The 16,170-nt window shown below is 59.4% G+C and carries 17 protein-coding genes; 6 read left to right on the top strand and 11 right to left on the bottom strand.

Annotated features, from left to right (window positions below; all coding sequences use genetic code 11):
- Positions 1-40: 40 nt before the first annotated feature.
- The 4 genes from ACTHND_RS13160 to ACTHND_RS13145 all read right to left on the bottom strand — a co-directional run bounded on the left by ACTHND_RS13160 (position 41) and on the right by ACTHND_RS13145 (position 3,795).
- Positions 41-322 carry an ACT domain-containing protein gene (locus ACTHND_RS13160; RefSeq protein ID WP_440178405.1) on the bottom strand — a complete coding sequence of 94 codons (282 nt, stop codon included), beginning with the start codon at positions 320-322 and terminating at the stop codon, positions 41-43.
- On the bottom strand, positions 300-1,985 hold the full coding sequence (gene ilvG, locus ACTHND_RS13155) for an acetolactate synthase 2 catalytic subunit (RefSeq protein ID WP_440178404.1): 1,686 nt from the start codon (positions 1,983-1,985) through the stop codon (positions 300-302). Before ilvG ends, ACTHND_RS13160 begins: the two co-directional genes overlap by 23 nt.
- A 161-nt stretch (positions 1,986-2,146) precedes the next feature.
- Entirely contained in the window at positions 2,147-3,154 is a 1,008-nt protein-coding gene (gene ilvC, locus ACTHND_RS13150; protein WP_303829437.1) for a ketol-acid reductoisomerase, read from the bottom strand.
- Between the two features lie 29 nt (positions 3,155-3,183).
- Complete coding sequence (locus ACTHND_RS13145; RefSeq protein WP_440178531.1) at positions 3,184-3,795, bottom strand: hypothetical protein; 612 nt, start codon at positions 3,793-3,795, stop codon at positions 3,184-3,186.
- On the opposite strand from ACTHND_RS13145, the gene ACTHND_RS13140 reads away from it, so the two are divergent.
- The 4 genes from ACTHND_RS13140 (at position 3,794) to ilvD (ending at position 7,746) form a co-directional block, all read left to right on the top strand.
- On the top strand, positions 3,794-4,366 hold the full coding sequence (locus ACTHND_RS13140) for a hypothetical protein (RefSeq protein WP_440178403.1): 573 nt from the start codon (positions 3,794-3,796) through the stop codon (positions 4,364-4,366). The two genes, ACTHND_RS13145 and ACTHND_RS13140, sit on opposite strands and share 2 nt — an antisense overlap.
- 33 nt (positions 4,367-4,399) lie before the next feature.
- Positions 4,400-4,591 carry a hypothetical protein gene (locus ACTHND_RS13135; RefSeq protein ID WP_440178402.1) on the top strand — a complete coding sequence of 64 codons (192 nt, stop codon included), beginning with the start codon at positions 4,400-4,402 and terminating at the stop codon, positions 4,589-4,591.
- Positions 4,588-5,559, top strand: a complete 972-nt coding sequence (locus ACTHND_RS13130) for an alpha/beta hydrolase (RefSeq protein ID WP_440178401.1) — start codon at positions 4,588-4,590, stop codon at positions 5,557-5,559. Before ACTHND_RS13135 ends, ACTHND_RS13130 begins: the two co-directional genes overlap by 4 nt.
- A 321-nt stretch (positions 5,560-5,880) precedes the next feature.
- Positions 5,881-7,746, top strand: a complete 1,866-nt coding sequence (ilvD, locus tag ACTHND_RS13125) for a dihydroxy-acid dehydratase (protein ID WP_440178400.1) — start codon at positions 5,881-5,883, stop codon at positions 7,744-7,746.
- Between the two features lie 3 nt (positions 7,747-7,749).
- On the opposite strand, the gene ACTHND_RS13120 is transcribed toward ilvD, so the two are convergent.
- The 3 genes from ACTHND_RS13120 to ACTHND_RS13110 form a co-directional block, all read right to left on the bottom strand.
- Entirely contained in the window at positions 7,750-8,394 is a 645-nt protein-coding gene (locus ACTHND_RS13120) for a DUF2971 domain-containing protein (protein WP_440178399.1), read from the bottom strand.
- A gap of 284 nt (positions 8,395-8,678) precedes the next feature.
- Positions 8,679-8,939 (bottom strand): hypothetical protein, encoded by a 261-nt coding sequence (locus ACTHND_RS13115; RefSeq protein WP_440178398.1) that lies wholly within the window; start codon positions 8,937-8,939, stop codon positions 8,679-8,681.
- A gap of 106 nt (positions 8,940-9,045) precedes the next feature.
- Positions 9,046-9,366, bottom strand: coding sequence for a hypothetical protein (locus ACTHND_RS13110; protein ID WP_440178397.1), 321 nt, complete (start codon positions 9,364-9,366; stop codon positions 9,046-9,048).
- 195 nt (positions 9,367-9,561) lie between these two features.
- Here ACTHND_RS13110 and ACTHND_RS13105 point away from each other — a divergent pair, with 195 nt between their 5' ends.
- Complete coding sequence (locus tag ACTHND_RS13105; RefSeq protein ID WP_440178396.1) at positions 9,562-10,239, top strand: DUF4197 domain-containing protein; 678 nt, start codon at positions 9,562-9,564, stop codon at positions 10,237-10,239.
- Between the two features lie 12 nt (positions 10,240-10,251).
- On the opposite strand, the gene ACTHND_RS13100 is transcribed toward ACTHND_RS13105, so the two are convergent.
- The 3 genes from ACTHND_RS13100 to ACTHND_RS13090 all read right to left on the bottom strand — a co-directional run bounded on the left by ACTHND_RS13100 (position 10,252) and on the right by ACTHND_RS13090 (position 15,038).
- Entirely contained in the window at positions 10,252-12,165 is a 1,914-nt protein-coding gene (locus tag ACTHND_RS13100) for a putative bifunctional diguanylate cyclase/phosphodiesterase (RefSeq protein ID WP_440178395.1), read from the bottom strand.
- Between the two features lie 117 nt (positions 12,166-12,282).
- The gene (locus tag ACTHND_RS13095) at positions 12,283-13,758 is read right to left on the bottom strand and encodes a methyl-accepting chemotaxis protein (RefSeq protein ID WP_440178394.1); all 1,476 of its coding nucleotides are present in this window, start codon (positions 13,756-13,758) and stop codon (positions 12,283-12,285) included.
- 383 nt (positions 13,759-14,141) lie between these two features.
- Positions 14,142-15,038, bottom strand: a complete 897-nt coding sequence (locus ACTHND_RS13090) for a peptidylprolyl isomerase (RefSeq protein WP_440178393.1) — start codon at positions 15,036-15,038, stop codon at positions 14,142-14,144.
- Between the two features lie 136 nt (positions 15,039-15,174).
- Here ACTHND_RS13090 and ACTHND_RS13085 point away from each other — a divergent pair, with 136 nt between their 5' ends.
- The gene (locus ACTHND_RS13085) at positions 15,175-15,618 is read left to right on the top strand and encodes a VanZ family protein (RefSeq protein WP_440178392.1); all 444 of its coding nucleotides are present in this window, start codon (positions 15,175-15,177) and stop codon (positions 15,616-15,618) included.
- Positions 15,619-15,695: 77 nt separating this feature from the next.
- On the opposite strand, the gene ACTHND_RS13080 is transcribed toward ACTHND_RS13085, so the two are convergent.
- Positions 15,696-16,091 (bottom strand): hypothetical protein, encoded by a 396-nt coding sequence (locus ACTHND_RS13080; protein WP_440178391.1) that lies wholly within the window; start codon positions 16,089-16,091, stop codon positions 15,696-15,698.
- Between the last annotated feature and the right edge of the window lie 79 nt (positions 16,092-16,170).

Raw genomic sequence — 16,170 nt, 5'->3', positions numbered from 1 at the left:
TGCCCCACATCCTCAATCTTCATTGCCTTCGCCTGAGTGCTCATGCGCTGACCCTGCTCTTTTCCGCCGGCGCGGTGGCGCCGGTGCGCGGATCACTGGCCAGGCGTTTGATGCCATAGAGGCGATCGATCTGCAGGCCCAGTATATCCGTGTTGCGGGAGGGGTCGCGCGGACGCACTGTCAGCGACAGACCGCGCTTGTCCTCGCCGAGATCGTAGAGTTCAGCTCCATCGATATTGAACCCCCGCCGCTCGACGAGGCCAAGAATTCGCAGGAGGCTGCCTTCGAGGCGATCCAGCTCAATATGAATCAAGTGGCTCATCCCAACGCTCCTCCATCATTTCCGCATTCGAGGCGCCGGGGGGAACCAGGGGCCAGACATTTTCGCGCGGATCAATTAACACATGCAACAGGGTCGGACCCTCGGCGGCCAGCAGCTTGTCCAGCGCCCCCTCGACCTCATGGCGATGGGTGATGCGGAAGGCGGACAGGCCAAAGGCACGGGCGACCTCGACGAAGTCGGGATTATCCGACAGGTCGATTTCACTGTAGTTTTCCTGGTAGAACAGTTCCTGCCACTGGCGCACCAGGCCGAGCGAGGAATTGTCCAGAAGAACGATCTTCAGGGGGATATTGTAGCGATTAAGCGTCGCCATCTCCTGAATGTTCATCATGAAAGAGCCGTCGCCGGAAATGGTGACGACGTGATGGTCCGGCTGGGCCAGCTTGGCGCCGACGCCGGCCGGCAGGCCATAGCCCATGGCGCCGGAGCCGCCCGAGGTCAGGTGACCGCGATTGTGGGCGAACTCGCAGTGCTGGGCCACCCACATCTGGTGCTGGCCAACGTCACAGGCGGCGATGAACTTGTCACCGGCCTTTTCCGACAGCGATTTCAGCAGGCCCGGCGCATAGATGCCCTTGCCTGGCGCATTGTACTTGAAGCGGTATTCCCACTTGTCGGCCTTGCACTTCTCGACCCACTTCTGGATGCCCGAGACTTTCGGGTTCAAGGTCTCGATAGTGGTCTTGAGGTTGCCGACGATGGCGACGTCGGCGCGGCGCAGCTTGTTGATCTCGGCCGGATCGATATCAGCGTGGATGATCTTGGCATTGGGCGCGAAGGCGTTCAGCTTGCCGGTGGCGCGGTCATCGAAACGCGCGCCCAGAGTGATCAGCAGGTCAGCATCCTGAACGGCGATATTGGCGGCGCGGGTGCCGTGCATCCCTAGCATACCAAGGAACAAATCGTCAGTGGTCGGGATCGTGCCCAAACCCTTGAGCGTTGAAACCGCCGGAATGCCGGTACGGGCGACGAGGGCGCGTAAGGCCGCGGACGCGTGGGCCATCTCGACCCCGCCGCCGATATAGAACAGCGGGTGCTTCGCCTGCTCGATCAGCTTGTCTGCGGCCTTGATGGCGGCGGCGTCAGGCTCGGGCGCGGTCCATTCCGGGAAGGTGGCGGCCCCGGAAACAGCAACGAAGCTGGAGGCGACGTCCTTGGGGATATCGACCAGCACCGGGCCCGGGCGGCCTTCGGCGGCGATGGCGAAGGCTTCGGACAGGATGGCCGGGATATCGGCGGCGTTGCGAACCAGCCAGGAATGCTTGACGATCGGCAGGGTCAGGCCGAGGATATCGACCTCCTGGAAGCCGTCTGTCCCCATCAGGTGCGTGGCGACCTGGCCGGTGATGCAGACCAGCGGGACGGAATCCATATAGGCATTGGCGATGCCGGTGATCAGGTTGGTGGCGCCGGGGCCGGAGGTAGCCATGCAGACGCCGGTCTTGCCGGTGGCGCGCGCATAGGCGTCTGCGGCAAATGCCGCGCCCTGCTCATGGCGCACCAAAATATGCTGCAAACCAGAACCGGCCAAAGCATCATAGATGGGCATGATGGCGCCGCCCGGATAACCGAACACGGTCTCGACCCCCAGCGCTTTCAGCGTGGAGATGACCAGTTGTGCGCCTGTCGGTTGGTTGCTCATCGGTAAAAACTCGGAAAATCTTGAAAGGGTGCGGCGGACCCGCCTAGGTCCGCCGCCGCCACTGGATTGAACCCGTCCAATCCAGGGTAACTTTTATCGATGCCCTTTTTAGGACGCATCATGTTTAACCAAAAAGTGGCGACCACTTTTTGGCATGATGCTTAGGCGTCGACATTGGCCTTGTTCTGCAGCCAGCTCATGCGGCCGCGCAGATCCTTGCCGACCTTTTCGATCGGGTGGTTCAGGTCGGTGTTCATCAGCGAGTTGTAACGCGGACGGCCGGCCTGGTTTTCCAGTATCCATTCACGGGCGAAGGTGGCGTCTTGAATGTCCTTCAGAACTTCACGCATGCGCTCGCGGGTTTCACTGTTGATGATGCGCGGGCCGGAGACCAGGTCGCCGTACTTGCAGGTTTCCGAAACGAAGGAGTGCATCTTGGCGAAACCGCCTTCATACAGCAGGTCAACGATCAGCTTCAGCTCGTGCAGCACTTCGAAATAGGCGATTTCCGGACGGTAGCCGGCTTCAACCAGGGTTTCGAAGCCCATCAGGACCAGCTCGGTGGTGCCGCCGCACAGAACGGCCTGTTCGCCGAACAGGTCGGTTTCGGTTTCTTCGCGGAAGGTCGTCTCGATGACGCCGCCGACGGTGCCGCCGATGCCACGGGCATAGCCCAGGGCCTTGCGGGCGGCCGTGCCGGTGACATCGCGGTCAACGGCGAAGAGCGACGGCACGCCGCGGCCGCGCTGGTATTCACGGCGGACGAGATCGCCGGGTCCCTTGGGCGCAACCAGGATAACATCCATGTCGGCGCGCGGCACGACGCGGCCATAGAGGACCGAGAAGCCGTGGGCGAACAGCAGGGCCGCGCCCTTGGGGGCGAAGGGCTCGATGATGTCCTTGTAGATTTCGGCGTGCGACATATCCGGGGTCAGGATGGCGATGATGGTGGCGTCGGCGATCGCGTCCTTGATTTCGGCGGTCTGCAGGCCGTCATGGGTGGCCTTTTCGTAGCCGGAACCGCCCTTGCGGACACCGACGATGACGTCGGCGCCGGAATCGCGGAGGTTCTGGGCATGAGCGCGGCCCTGGCTGCCATAACCGATAATGGCGATGCGTTCGCCCTTCAGGCTGTCCGGCGAAACGTCGTCATTGGTGTAGATCTTCACAGTCGTCTCCAAGGTATGGGTATTGAGGATTAAAAGGAGCCGTCGCGGGTGACCGAGGTCACCATGCGGGCATATTTTTCCAGGGCGCCGGCGCCGAAGGTCTTTTGACCGGGCTTCTGCATCCTGGCGGCGCGGCGCATGTCGATATCGGCGAGGATATCGATGCGGCGCGCCGCGATGTCGATGTGGATGATGTCGTCGTCATTGACATAGGCGATGGGCCCCCGCGCCGAGGCGGACGGTGCGACCTGGCCGATGATGGCGCCCGAACAGCCGCCGATATGGCCGTCCGTGATGAGGGTGACGCGATCGATGCCGGCGCCTTCCAGGGCGGCACTGATGTCGCCGAGATCGTCGGCGCGATAGGCCCTGTCGCCTTCGTGACGGATGATGACGATATCGCAATCGTGGATACGGCCGGCATGAACCGCGGCCAGGGCGTCGCCGGCGGATTCAAAGACGCGGGCGCGGCCGTCATAGGCTTCGGTTGCGAAACCATCGAGGCGGATGACGCAGCCGGCGGGGGCCAGCGAACCGTGAAGGATGGCGAATTCCCCCATTTTCGTGGCTTGCGAAGCGCGTACCACAGCGGCCGAACCGTTAAAACGGGTGGCTGTCTGGCTGTTGATCTGGCTCTGCATGGTCACGATAAAATCTCTTCTGGTTCAGATATTGAGATGTGCGAAAAAATCCCGCTCAGGTCCGGAGCGGGAGGATGTATCCTCTTTAGTGCGGGTGTTTAAACCTGCGCTACCACTCCGAAAGCATGGGGCGTACTACGCCCCCAATAAGCAGCGATACGATGTCGAGTACAATGACAGCCATGACGAACGAGGTCGCCAGAGCGCGAAGCTCTTGCGTCTTGTTCTTTGCAATGGCGATGGCCGAAGCCTTGGTCATAACTCAACTCCGCGCTACCCCGGATGGGTGCGTTATCCACATATAGCCAGAACTTTTTTCAAATTGCAAAGGAAAATTTGGAAAAATTTTTCGGTAATTCAAGTCATTACGGCGATGCAGCAAAAGATTTTTTCTGAATTTTCTAAATTATGGGTAAAATTATTCAAAAACGGGGGCGAAATCACGAAAAAGGGCAGGGCGGAAGGCAAAAAAACGCAACAATATGTCCCCATTGAGATCGGTGCTATTCCCTTACGTCAGGCGTTCACTTGCCAGGCGCCACATAGAGCTTATCATGACGCTATAGGTTGATGGTAACCAGCCGTGACTAAGCAGGGGGAGTTGATGGGCAAAAAATTTTTATGGAGTGCGCTTTATATCATTCTGTGGGGTATCGGCGGCCTGATAGCCATCCTGTCACTCGCGCCATATCCGGTGGCATTGGTGATAGTTCTGCCGGTTTTTTGGTTATGGGCTGTTATTAATATCTATCGCGTGTGGAAGAAAAAAGACCTTGCAGGGAAAACACCATCATGAAATCCAGCCTCGCTATCGTCCTGATGTGCCTATGCCTTCCGTCACTTGCTTTCGCTGGGGAAGTCCGGAAACCGGGGGATTATCCGCTTGGTCCCGATTCCCAGGTCCAGGCCGTGCCACACGGACAGGTGATCGGGCCGGTGGAGTTTCACTCGCAGGCGATTCCCGGCACGGTGCGGCGCTACTGGGTTTATGTGCCGGCGGGCTACAGCGCCTCCGCGCCGCCCAACCTGCTGGTGTTCCAGGACGGCCAGCGCGCCCTCAATCCGGGCGGGCCGCTGCGCATCAATACGGTTCTGGATAACCTGATTGCCAAGGGCGATATCCCGCCGACGCTCGGTGTCTTCGTCACCCCCGGTAATGTCAGCGAGCACTATCCCGATAATCTGGGCATGAATAATCCCGACCACCGCGCCGAGGAATATGACGCCCTGAGTGACGATTATAGCCGGATGCTGATCGATGAACTGTTGCCGGAAGTGGCCAAGACCTATGCCTTTTCCAGTGATCCGAAAAAACGCATTATCGGCGGCACCTCGTCCGGGGCCATCGCGGCCTTTACCGTGGCTTGGAATCATTCTGATGCATTTGGCAATGTCATCAGCATGATTGGCTCCTACACCTCGATTGGCATGCATCCGGCGACGGCGACCACGCCCTTTGTGCCGGGCGGTGACACCTATCCCGGCTTGATCCGCAAGTCGAAGATCCGGCCCTTGCGCATCTTCATGCAGGATGGCTCGAACGATCTCGACAACGAGCATGGCAACTGGTTTCTGTCCAGCCAGCAGATGGTCAAGTCGTTTGAATGGGCCAATGCCAATGCCGATCAGTGGAACCTCGGTCCGGCGCGCTATGACCTGAAATATGTCTGGGGCGACGGCAGCCATTCCGACCAGCACGGCGGCGCGATGCTGCCGGATATCCTGCGCTGGATGTGGCGGGATGATGTGAACGGATTAAAGTAAGAAGCCCCACCACCACGCCTTCGGCGCGGTCCCCCTCCCCAGTAAAACTGGGGAGGTATAAGTGGGCTAAAATCTTATACCTCCCCGACTTGTCGGGGAGGGGGACCGCACGACGCGCGTTAGCGCTAGATGCGGTGGTGTGGTTTCTTACTTTCTTGCCGCAGATACAAAATCATTGCCTAAAATCGGATGAGGACTATATAGACCCCCATCCCGCAAAGCCTTGTTTCTCCTATATTTGCTTACACAGGTAACGGGTTTTCGTTTTACCGCACTTTTTAGCCCAAAAAGTGCGTCACACTTTTTGGAAAGTGCTCTGTCATGCCCGCCTTACGTTCCCGCACCACCACCTTCGGCCGCAACATGGCGGGCGCTCGGGCGCTCTGGCGGGCCACCGGCATGAAGAATGAGGATTTTTCCAAGCCGATCATTGCGGTCGTCAACTCCTTTACCCAGTTCGTGCCGGGCCACGTCCACCTGAAGGATCTCGGCCAGCTTGTAGCGCGCGAGATCGAGAAGGCCGGCGGCGTCGCCAAGGAATTCAACACCATCGCGGTCGATGACGGCATCGCCATGGGCCACGGCGGGATGCTCTATTCGCTGCCCTCGCGCGACATCATCGCCGACAGCGTCGAATACATGGTCAATGCCCACTGCGCCGACGCCATGGTCTGCATCTACAACTGCGACAAGATCACGCCGGGGATGCTGAATGCCGCCCTGCGCATCAATATCCCCGTCATCTTCGTCTCCGGCGGCCCGATGGAAGCCGGCAAGGTGGTCTGGCCCGATGAAAGCGGCAAGGCCAAGACCCACGCGCTCGATCTGGTCGACGCCATGATGCAGGCCGGCGATGACCGCATTTCCGACGCCCAGGTGCAGGCCGTGGAAGAAGCCGCCTGTCCGACCTGCGGCTCGTGTTCGGGCATGTTCACCGCCAATTCGATGAACTGCCTGACCGAAGCGCTTGGCCTCTCCCTGCCGGGCAATGGCACGACGCTGGCCACCCACTCTGATCGTGAGCGCCTGTTCTGCGAAGCCGGCCGCACCATCGTCGACCTGTGCGAGCGCTGGTATGGCCAGGACGACGCCTCGGTGCTGCCGCGCTCCATCGCCACCAAGGCAGCCTTCGAGAACGCCATGACGCTCGATGTGGCGATGGGCGGCTCCACCAATACGGTGCTGCATATTCTGGCCGCCGCCCAGGAAGCCGGCGTCGATTTCACCATGCAGGACATTGACCGGATTTCGCGCAAGACACCGTGCATCTGCAAGGTAGCGCCGGCGTCATCGGACGTACATATCGAGGATGTCCACCGCGCCGGCGGCATCGTCGGCATCATGGGCGAACTGCATCGCGGCGGCCTGATCCATGGCGAACAACCGACGGTCCATTCGCCCACCCTGGCGGCGGCGCTGGCCCACTGGGATATCAAGTCGTCCAACGATTCCTCTGTCGCTGAATTCTTCAAGGCGGCGCCGGGCGGCGTGCGCACGACGCAGGCTTTTTCGCAATCGAAGCGCTGGGACGAACTCGACACCAACCGCCAGACCGGCGTGATCCGCTCGGTCGAGAACGCCTTCACCAAGGATGGCGGCCTGGCGGTGCTCTACGGCAATATCGCCGAAAAGGGCTGCATCGTGAAAACCGCTGGGGTCGATGAATCGATCTGGACCTTCACCGGCAAGGCGCGGGTGTTTGAAAGCCAGGACTCGGCGACGACGGCGATCCTCAACAACCAGATCGTCGAGGGCGATGTCGTGGTCATCCGCTACGAAGGGCCCAAGGGCGGGCCGGGGATGCAGGAAATGCTTTACCCGACCACCTATCTGAAATCCAAGGGCCTGGGCAAGGCCTGCGCCCTGCTGACCGATGGCCGTTTCTCCGGCGGCACCTCCGGCCTTTCGATCGGCCATGCCTCGCCGGAAGCGGCGGCCGGCGGCCTGATCGCCCTGGTGGAGGACGGCGACCTAATCGAGATCGATATCCCCAACCGCACCATCCATCTGGTGCTGTCGGACCGCGAGATCGCCGAACGCCGCGCCGCTGAAGAGCATCGCGGCACGGATGCCTATACGCCGAAGAACCGCGAGCGCTATGTCTCCAAGGCGTTGCAAGCCTATGCGGCGTTGGTCACCTCGGCCGATACCGGTGCCGTGCGTGACCTGGGGCAGTTGAAGAAGTAATCCTTATAAAACGTTTGCGACCATTTCGTATTTAGTAGGGTGTAGGTCTGCTCTAAATAGGCCTACATTTTGAGCAATTTTGGCGATTTCACGACGTATTTCCGGGAATGTAACTATAGATTTATGTCCAATAATAACCTCTGCGAGCTTTATATAGCCGCCAATTTCCTCGAAATATAAACCGCTTTCCCCACGCTTGTTTTTAATATGGCAAAGTATTCGATATTCGGTCTCGTATGCCCAGTCGGCATGTTTGTGCGAGATTAGTTTATCTATAAATTTTTCAGGCTCTTTTGCCATTTCATCCCGCAATTCTTCACGAGATTGAGCCAGTCTTTCCTTAAGGTAGGTAACTTTGAGGGTTGCCTCAGGGGCAACATCGAAACCTAGGCAAATGCCTGTATGTTTGGCGGCATAATGCCCCCACATCGTAGGGTTTTTCCAGCTATCACTTAAACACAATATGCCAACCTCTGACGCGACTTGATCTTTGTATTTGTAGAACATTCTCCGTTCTTCTAGGTGAGACAAATCGGCAATCATAAGTTCAAATGGATCATTGAGTTTGTCTATAAGAGCGATTTTTAGTCTTTGATCCCGAATAGCTGCCAAGCCGTGTTCGACGGTCGTGAAATAATACAGACGCAATGTGGCTTCCTTGTCGAATCTACTGACTTCAGGGGCGGGTTAGAATGGGGTACTCAACGAGAATTTTCTCTACATTCGCGCCATGGTCAAGGGATTGTAAATCGCCTTGCCGCGAACTGAGCAAGGCTATGTCCTTGCCGGAAATTCTGATTTGAGGCGTATTTTTCGCAAGCAGTAAATGGGGGAATAAGTCCCCTATCTTCCACAGCAGTACGATGCCTCCATTACCGAACAAGCGGCGGAAGCGACCGTCAAATAAGTGGATTGAGTGCTAAAACATAAGCTTAGAGCGTATCTCTGCGGACGGGCACGGATATGGTTGTGTTGCCGAACGTGGAAACCGGATAGGTCAGGGACGGGGCGGGTTCGGTTGGCGGCACTTCTGCGGGCGCCGAATTGGCTATCATGGCCAAAAGGCGTTCGGTTTCCGGTCGCGGCCGCCTCAGGCGGTCGCGCAGACCGCGTGCCAGCCAGTCGCCGATCGGCAGGCCGATCACAAAGGCGGCCAGCAGGATGAGGAAGCCTTGTAATATAAGCAAAATCATGGACGTCGGCGCCTTTTCCGGCTGATCCAGCGTTCGGCGAAGCCGCAGGCAATGCCGAGGCACAGGGCGATCACTATGGCGCCGCGCAGTTCATAGACCAGGTAGATCATGGGGCGATCCTGATCCGGGTCACCGGCCCCCGAACCGGGCCATAGCCCCCCGGCAGGGTTTTGACGGCCTCAATGGCCGGCTTAAGATCCTTGGCGAGGCAGAGTGTTGCCTCATCACCGGATGGCAGGCGGCAGGCAAGGATCACCGTCTGGCCGTCTATGCGGGCCTCGATATCAGTCAGGCCCCGGTCGGCCAGGGCCAGATCCATTTCCGATTGCAGGCGCGTCTCGACGGTTCGGCCTGCACGGGGCAGGACAAGGGCGGCCAGAGCGACCAACGCCACAAGACCCGTAAAATAGATAGCCCCCCGCTTCACTCCACGCCCCCGAAGCTTTCCGCCGCGAAATCAACAGCCACTTTGCGAAAGGTTAATGCTTTACGCCAGGTTGCACAACGGCAGTGCGGCATAAATACGCCTGGTGTCACCTAAATACCTCGCATATGCACTGAAAAGGCACGCGACAGGCCGCCGATTTGCTGTAGATTTGACGCAAGAACAGCGGAGGGTGGAATGGACAGGCGGTTTTTACTGACGGGCGTTGTGAGCCTGGGGGCGATGGGTTTTGCGCAGGATGCCCTGGCAAAACTGTCCAATGCGGATGCGCAGGCCGGCCTGCGCGCCGCATTACAGCAGGGTGCGGATACGGCGGTGACGCATCTCTCCCAGACCAATGGCTACTGGGGGGATCCGCAGATCCGCATTCCCCTGCCGAAGACCCTCGCCAGTGCGCAAAAGCTTTTGAAGCCGCTGGGCCAGTCCGGCCTGCTCGATGACCTGCACCTGCGCATGAACCGCGCCGCTGAAAATGCCGCGCCGGTGGCACGCGGCCTGTTCATCAACGCCATCCAGACCCTGACCATCAATGACGCGGTGGGCATCATCAGGGGCGGCAATACGGCCGGCACGCTCTATTTGCAAAAGAAGACGACGCCGGCCCTCACCGCCGCTTTTACCCCGCCGATGGAAAACGCCATGCAGGCCAGCGGTGCGGTCGATTATTTCGACCGGGCGATCAAGCGCAACAACCTGAAATCCTATTTCCAGACCGACGCCAAGACCTATCTCGGGCAATATGTCACGGGCCTGGCTTTACAGGGCCTGTTCATCTTTGTCGGGCGAGAGGAGACCGCCATCCGCCGTGATCCGGCAAAACGGACCACCCAGATTCTGAAGTCGGTCTTCGGCTGATCACGGATTTGGTCAGGCTCGCTTTTCTTCCGCCGTGGCCAGGAATTCCGGCACCTCTGCTTCCGTCATCGGTTTGGCGAAATAATAACCCTGCACCATTCGGCAGCCGAGATCACGCAGGGTCGCCAGTTGCGCCGCCGTTTCCACGCCCTCGATGATGCAGTCCAGGCCCATATCGGCACACAGGGCCGTCAGAGATTTGACGATCTTGAGGCTGACCGGGTTTGAGCCGATATCGGTGATGAAACTGCGGTCGACCTTGATCTTGTCGAGCGGCAGGCGGTGGACGTGGCTTAAGGACGAATAACCGGTGCCGAAATCATCGAGCGAAATGCCCGCGCCCAGCGCCTTGAGGGTCTGGACCGCCGCCACCGCCTGCTTGAAATCGTGCGCGACGGCGGTCTCGGTGATTTCGAAATCGATGCGTTTCGGATCGACCCGGCTGCGGTTGATGATGGCGATGATCTGCACCACGGTTTCCGAATCCGACAGGTCGTGCGCCGACAGGTTGAACGACATGCGGATGTCCGCCGGCCATTGCGCCAGCGCCGCCAGCGCCTTTTTCAGCAGGGTCTTGGTGACGCCGCGCACATGTCCGGCGCGCTCGGCCACGGGGATGAAGCGATCGGGGCTGACATGGCCCAGAGTCGGGCTTTGCCAGCGCGCCAGGGCCTCGAAGGCGCGGACCTGGCCAGAATTAATGTCGACGATCGGCTGGAAAACCATGGACAGTTCGGCATCGAGATCAGCGTTTTGCAGGGCCTGCTCGATGACGCTGTGGCTGCGGATCTGTTCCTCGTGCTCCGCGGAAAAGATGACCATCTGGCCGCGCTGGTGGCGCTTGGCGTGGTAAAGCGCATAGTCGGCGCGTTCAAACAGGGCCTGCGGATCGGCGGCCGATTGCGGATAGCCGGCGACGCCGATAGAGGAACCCAGCATCGCCTGCGAACTGCCGACGGCGTAGGGCAGGCGGATAATATCGCTGATGGCGGCGCCCAGCCAGCGCAGTTCATCGCGTGTCGGGTTGCCGGAAATAATAAAGCCAAATTCGTCGCCACCGAGGCGCGCCAGGATGATGTCGTCGCCGCACGCCTCCTTCAGGCGTTGCGCCGCTTCGGTCAGGACGCGATCGCCGGTCATGTGGCCATAGGTATCATTGACCGGTTTGAAGCCGTCGAGATCGATGATGCCGATGGCAAAGGCCGCGCCGGTCGTCTGGGCCCGCTCGTGCTGTTTGGTCAGTTCGGCGAAGAACCAGCGGCGGTTGGCCAGGCCGGTCAGGGCGTCGAGATTGGCGATGCGGAAATTTTCGTCGCCGAGCCGGCGCGTTTCGCTGCGCGATTCCACCAGCCGCGCGAAGTCACGCGAATAGACCAGCAGGACGATGATCATGGCGGCCGAGACGAAGACCAGGTTGAGCGCCATGGCCTTCAGGCTCGTCTGCGGTTGCAGAAGGAAGAAGATAATGAAGGGAATGTTGACGATCAGGGTCACGATAATCGCCGCGGAGCGCATGTGCATCAGGCAGAAGATGCAGCCGATGACGGTCACCGCCATGTAAAAGGCGACATGGCCGTGCGCATAGGCATCACCATAGCCATAGAGGATAAGCCCCCAGGCCGTGAAGGCAGCCGCGATAACAATCGCCAGGCGGTTGGTCTGGCGCAACTGTTTTAGGACCATCTCGTCCGTCGGCTTTTTGCGCGAGCGATTGAGCCACTTGACCAGTCGCAGAATGCACATCAGGCACAGCACGGCCGGCAGGCCCACGGTCAGCCAGAAGGGGGCCACGTTCACATAGCTTGTGGCAACGGCAATCGTATTGGTCGTCAGCAGCAGGTAAAGCAGGGGGATCTGCTTGGCGAAGGCATCATACTGGGCACGCGACAGCTCCGCATTGCCAGAGGGCACCCGGAAGATATTCATTACGCGCTGAAAAAGCAATAAACCGGACACCAATACCCTGCACCTGTCTCCCGCCCTCTGGCGGCGGCGGGTACAACCATAGCGCAGTTATGTATATAATCGGTTAGTGGCCGCGTTTTATGCCGCCAGACTGTCCATTTCCTGCTTCACGCGCCCGGATTCCTCCGCCACGTGGGCAAAGGTGTGGCTGATATTTTCCAGGCTTTCGTTGATTTCGCTGACCGCCGTGACGGCCGCCTGCATGTTGGCGGTGATTTCGCTGGTGGCGGCGCTCTGCTGTTCCAGCGTGCCGGCCACCGAGGTGACATTGCCCAGCACTTCATTCATCGAACTGGAAATCAGGCCGAGCGCGCCGACCACCTCGCCGGTCACCGCCTGCATATTGGCGATTTCGGCGGCGATGGTCTGGGTGGAGCGCGCCGCCTGGTTGGCCAGGGACTTGACCTCCGAGGCGACGACGGCGAAGCCGCGGCCGGCCTCTCCCGCACGGGCGGATTCGATGGTGGCGTTGAGCGCCAGCAGGTTGATCTGGCCGGCGATATCCTGGATCAGGGTCACCACAATGGTCATGGAGGTAGCCGACTTATTGAGGGATTCGGCCGAGGTGTTGGCGACTTCGGTATGCTTGAACACGCCTTCCACGCTGCCACGCGCATGGCCCATGCTGTTGGAGATATCGCGCACGCTCTGCGCCAGTTCTTCCGAGGCGGCGGCGACACTGTGGATCATGGCCCCCGTCTCGGTCGAGGCGCTGGCGGCGATGCCGGCCTTCTCGTGGGCTTCGGAAATACTGCCAACCACCACGCCCAGTTCGCTGTTAAGTTCGGCGCCGCGGATGCGCCGCTTCACGGTGTCCGTGACATCGGTAGCGAACTTGACCACCTTCACCACCGCGCCGGTGTCGTCGAAGATCGGGTTATAGGTGGCCTGGATATAGATGTCGCGTCCGCCCTTGCCGAGACGGCGGTATTCGGCGGCCTGGTATTCGCCGCGTCCCAGGCTTTCCCAGAACTGGCGGTAGGCCGCTGATTGCACATAATCCGGTTCGCAGAACATGGCGTGGTGCTTGCCTTCAATTTCGTCAAGGCTATAGCCGACGGCTGCCAGGAAATTCGGGTTGGCGGTAAGAATGGTGCCGGTCGGGGTGAATTCGATGACGGCCTGGGCGCGGCTGATCGCCTCGATCTTGCCGTTGACATCGAGCTCGCGCAGCCGGGACTCAGTGATATCGCAGGCGAACTTGATGACCTTGATCACCTTGCCGGCCTCATCACGGATCGGATTATAGGTGGCCTGGAGCCAGATGACCCGGCCGCCCTTGCCGAAGCGCTTGAAGGTATTGGACGCAAAATGTCCCTGCGCCAGGTCGTGCCAGAACTGGCGGTAATCCGGTGTTTTTATATATTCCGGATCGCAGAAGAGGCTGTGATGCTGGCCGGTAATCTCGCCCAGGCTGTAGCCGACGGTGTTGAGAAAGTTGCTGTTGGCGGTCAGGATCTCGCCCGACGGCGTGAATTCGATGACGGCCTGCGAAGCGTGGAGGGCGTCGATGATGGCCTTGGTATCGGTCTGGTCGGTCTTTTTGAAAAACATGATACGCCTCACGCCCCTGACACGGTTACTCTTCCGGATCTGGTGCAGGCTAGGCTGTGTAAGGTTAACGGGCGGTTTACTGAACTATAAATATATAGCGGATACTTTTTACGTATATCGGATACGGATTTTTATATTCAGTAAAGGAAATAAATACTGGTCATGCGTTTAAATAAACGAAAGTAACTTTTGTGTCGCTGCATTTTTATGCAGAGACGGCAGAAAGCTGACCGCGTGAAATTGTTTGCGTACCGTAACAAGTTTGGCGTGTATATTGGTCACTCGCTGGCCGCGAACATTGATCTATATTCGCCAGAAGGGCGAAAATTCCATCTAAACAGATTCTGAGCAATTCAAGATTGTAAAAGGCGCGCGAAAGTTGATTATTGTGCTGTCCGAACCGGCACCTGCGCATTGCAGATATCGACCGCGCCGGCAGCCTTGACGAAAAACGCGCCGGAACGATTGGCACGCGCCTTCACCCACGCGGCAAAGGTCGGGCTGTCGCTGTCCAGCACCTGGAAAACCGGGCGTTCGGCTGGCGGCAGGTCTGCCGCCATTTTCGCGGAGATTATTTTGATGCGCTGGCTGTCATCCTTGTAAAAGCCCAGTTCCTCCGTGCCGCGCGGCCGGTCGGTCAGGAACTCCATGCCGCCAAGTATGCGGCCGACCACGGCCAGGTTGCGGTCGAGATGGCGCGGTGCGTGGCCGATCACGGTGTAAAGCTGTGTGCCGGAACCGGTATCGGGCGCCACGTCGCGCGCCACGCCGATCATGCCGTAGCAATGGATAAGCCAGTCCGTTTTGCCGTCGCTTGCCACCGGCCAGGATTTGACGTGACCAACTCGCTCAGCATAGGCGTCACGATAGGGGAATGGTTTTAAATCGGCCGGCGGGACGAATTCATATTCCGCGGGTGGCGTGGGATTTATCCCCTTCGCCTCGGTCTTGTCCTCGTCCGGACGGCCCCATTGCACCACATAGGCATCCTGCACACGCAGGATCGAGGCGCCGTCGAAATAGCCGGAGCGCACCAACTGGCGAATATTGGCGACATGGACGGGGGCGAAATCAGGCGCCAGTTGGTATTCGACCTGATGACCGTCGGCCAGGGTCATCACCACCAGATCTTCAGGCGATACGGTCAGCCAGGCGCTGGCCGGCGCGGCATCAAGGACTTCCTGCGGAGACGCCTGGGTGGAGCTGCCCTGCTGGGTGATGGGGGCGGCGCCGATCAGGAAGAGGGCGGCGGTGCCGGTCAGAAGCAGGCGCTTGAGCATGGAGGTCTCCAATCTGTTTCCGGCGAGACTAACCGCCGGATGCAATCCTGCAAGCAAATAAAGTTTTAACCACGTCTGTTCACCGCGTTTTTGCTTACTTTCACTAAGGTGCCGGCATCAACCGATGGAGTTCCCCTTGCTGCCCCAGATGTCCCGCGCCGCCAAAATGACCCTGCTTGTCCGTACCTGCCTGGCTGTGCTGACCCTGACCATTGCCATTCTGGTCTTTGGGCCGTTCGGCGGTCTGGAAGAGAAGGTCGGCTTCACCGACAAGGAGGCGCACGTACTGGCCTTCTATGCCCTGACGGGCTTAAGCCTGCTGGCCCTGCCGAAGATCCGCAAATGGGACGTGGCGTTGATCTGCCTGGCCGTCGGCGGCCTGATCGAAGTGGTGCAGGCCATGGTGGGCCGCGATGGCAATGTGCCCGACTGGCTGGCCGATGCGTTCGGCATATCCCTGGTCATGGCGCCGCTGGTCATGCAGTCGATGCGCCGCTCGATGCAGGGCAACCGCCCGTCGCGTCGCCGTACCGATCGTGTGGGCGCGAATGCCGATGCCGTCAGCAAGCTGCCGCTCTGAATTTTCTGTAGTTATAAAGAATGGCGCCGGCCGCTTAAGCGACCGGCGCCATTTTATTTTCCTCAGGGTATCAGGTCCTATTCGACATAATTGCTGTCGATGGACGCATAGATGATGCCTGGCTTTTCGATCTGTGCCAGTTCGACCGCGCCGGTCGCATCGACTTTTGCTTTACCGTCAACGGCATAGGCGACATTGTTCGAAACGTAGTTGTAGGTGAACCAGGTGCTGACGACGCCGTTATTGACCTTGCAGCCTTCGACCTTGATCAGGCGCTTGCTTTGGGCGGGGGCGCTGTCGCGCACCTTGTCGGCGGCCGCATCGGCGATGGGCTTGCCAACGGCCTCTTCCTGGGCGGTGGTGCAGCTATGCGACGACGGGTTGCTGAAGCTGCCTTCGGCAAAGGCCGGAACAACGGAAACGGATGCGGCCAGCAGGGCGGCGCCGGCGAGGAGAGAGACGGATTTCATCATGGGACACACTCACAAAGTTCAGGGTTGCGGTTTATAGCGCGCCACGGCCCAAAGAGGGGGCGTGGCAAACCGAGGCTGC

The sequence above is a fragment of the Asticcacaulis sp. genome (genome assembly GCF_051954415.1).
Classification (GTDB): Bacteria; Pseudomonadota; Alphaproteobacteria; order Caulobacterales; family Caulobacteraceae; genus Asticcacaulis.
This window is presented reverse-complemented; position numbering and strand designations above follow the sequence as displayed.

Coding starts and splice junctions, on each gene's coding strand:
- ACTHND_RS13160 (WP_440178405.1), bottom strand. CDS start 322: ATGAGCCACTTGATTCATATTGAGCTGGATCGCCTCGAAGGCAGCCTC.
- ACTHND_RS13115 (WP_440178398.1), bottom strand. CDS start 8,939: ATGATTTTGCTTATATTACAAGGCTTCCTCATCCTGCTGGCCGCCTTT.
- ACTHND_RS13095 (WP_440178394.1), bottom strand. CDS start 13,758: ATGTTTTTCAAAAAGACCGACCAGACCGATACCAAGGCCATCATCGAC.
- ACTHND_RS13140 (WP_440178403.1), top strand. CDS start 3,794: ATGGTCACGATAAAATCTCTTCTGGTTCAGATATTGAGATGTGCGAAA.
- ACTHND_RS13080 (WP_440178391.1), bottom strand. CDS start 16,091: ATGATGAAATCCGTCTCTCTCCTCGCCGGCGCCGCCCTGCTGGCCGCA.
- ACTHND_RS13105 (WP_440178396.1), top strand. CDS start 9,562: ATGGACAGGCGGTTTTTACTGACGGGCGTTGTGAGCCTGGGGGCGATG.
- ACTHND_RS13090 (WP_440178393.1), bottom strand. CDS start 15,038: ATGCTCAAGCGCCTGCTTCTGACCGGCACCGCCGCCCTCTTCCTGATC.
- ilvG (WP_440178404.1), bottom strand. CDS start 1,985: ATGAGCAACCAACCGACAGGCGCACAACTGGTCATCTCCACGCTGAAA.
- ACTHND_RS13145 (WP_440178531.1), bottom strand. CDS start 3,795: ATGCAGAGCCAGATCAACAGCCAGACAGCCACCCGTTTTAACGGTTCG.
- ACTHND_RS13135 (WP_440178402.1), top strand. CDS start 4,400: ATGGGCAAAAAATTTTTATGGAGTGCGCTTTATATCATTCTGTGGGGT.
- ilvD (WP_440178400.1), top strand. CDS start 5,881: ATGCCCGCCTTACGTTCCCGCACCACCACCTTCGGCCGCAACATGGCG.
- ACTHND_RS13130 (WP_440178401.1), top strand. CDS start 4,588: ATGAAATCCAGCCTCGCTATCGTCCTGATGTGCCTATGCCTTCCGTCA.
- ACTHND_RS13100 (WP_440178395.1), bottom strand. CDS start 12,165: ATGAATATCTTCCGGGTGCCCTCTGGCAATGCGGAGCTGTCGCGTGCC.